We start from the raw sequence: 1,246 nt of genomic DNA, 5'->3' as shown, positions 1-1,246 counted from the left end.
CGAAGGCGCGCGGCCTCTGACAAGGGCTGCGTGCGCGCTATCTCCCGACGTCATGGTCCGCATTCTTCTCGCCGCCCTCCTCGCGCTTGTCCCCCTGCCCCTCGTGGCGCAGACGCTCCACTGCCTGGGGCGCGATCCGCGCTTCATGCTGGTGATCGAGGAGGGCGACGCGCTCTTCGACTATCTCGGCGACGCCACCTTCGCAGTCGCCCCGCCGCTCGCGGCCCCGCTCGGCGACTTCCTGCGGTTCGAGATCGCCACCCATGGCGGGCCGGTCCCGGTCTTCATCGAGCGCGCTTCCTGCCCGATCCTCGGGACGGAGCTTGCCTTCCGCGTCGAGATCGGCATTGAGACGCCGAGGGGTGCGGCGCCGATGACCGGCTGCTGCCGGGAGGCCCGCTGAGACCATGACCGACCTGCCGAAGGACGACGCGATCCCCGCGTCCGCGCCGCTGCCTCTGGCGCGGCCGGGTCTGGCCGCGCTCTGGATGGTGGGGGCGATCCTCTCCTTCTCGGCCATGGCCGTCGCGGGCCGCGCGGCGAGCCTCGAGCTCGACACCTTCGAGATGATGACATGGCGCTCGGTCGTGGGCCTTGCGATCGTGCTCCTCGTCGGGGGCGCGGCGGGAACGCTCCGCCAGGTCACGCGGCGGGGGATGCACCTCCACCTCGCAAGGAACGTCGCGCATTTCACCGGCCAGAACCTCTGGTTCTACGCCATCACGGTCAGCCCGCTCGCGCTTGTCTTCGCGCTCGAGTTCACCTCGCCGCTCTGGACGATGGCGCTGGCCGCGATCTTCCTCGGCGAGCGGCTGACGCGGGTCAAGCTGCTCGCGGGCCTCCTCGGCTTCGCGGGCGTCCTCGTCGTGGTGCAGCCGGGGGCGCAGCCGCTGTCGCCCGGCATGGTCGCCGCGTCTGCGGCGGCGGTGATGTTCGCGACGACGGCGATCTTCACCAAGAAGCTCACGGCGACCGAGACGATCACCTGCATCATGTTCTGGCTGACGGTGATCCAGCTCGGCCTCGGGCTCGCCTGCTCGCTCTGGGACGGCGACATGGCGGTGCCCACGATGGCGACGGCGCCCTGGGTCGTGCTGATCGGCGTCTGCGGGCTGACCGCGCATTTCTGCCTGACGACCGCGCTCTCGATGGCGCCCGCCTCCGTGGTCATGCCGATGGACTTCGTCCGGCTGCCTGCCATCGCGGTCGTGGGCATGATCTTCTATCAGGAGCCGCTCGCCTGGGG

2 protein-coding genes are annotated in these 1,246 nt (G+C 70.5%); both read left to right on the top strand.

Annotated features, from left to right (window positions below; all coding sequences use genetic code 11):
• Nucleotides 1-52: 52 nt before the first annotated feature.
• A complete protein-coding gene (locus ACTS11_RS06495) occupies nucleotides 53-403 on the top strand; it encodes a hypothetical protein (RefSeq protein ID WP_442639519.1) in 351 nt (116 codons plus the stop codon).
• Between the two features lie 4 nt (nucleotides 404-407).
• The coding region (locus ACTS11_RS06490; RefSeq protein WP_442639518.1) for a DMT family transporter at nucleotides 408-1,246 on the top strand (839 nt) is incomplete at its 3' end.

Source organism: Roseicyclus sp., assembly GCF_052168335.1.
GTDB lineage: Bacteria > Pseudomonadota > Alphaproteobacteria > Rhodobacterales > Rhodobacteraceae > Roseibacterium.
This window is presented reverse-complemented; position numbering and strand designations above follow the sequence as displayed.

What these genes read in the sequence shown, in the direction of transcription:
- ACTS11_RS06495 (WP_442639519.1), top strand. Translation starts at nt 53, where the DNA reads ATGGTCCGCATTCTTCTCGCCGCCCTCCTCGCGCTTGTCCCCCTGCCC.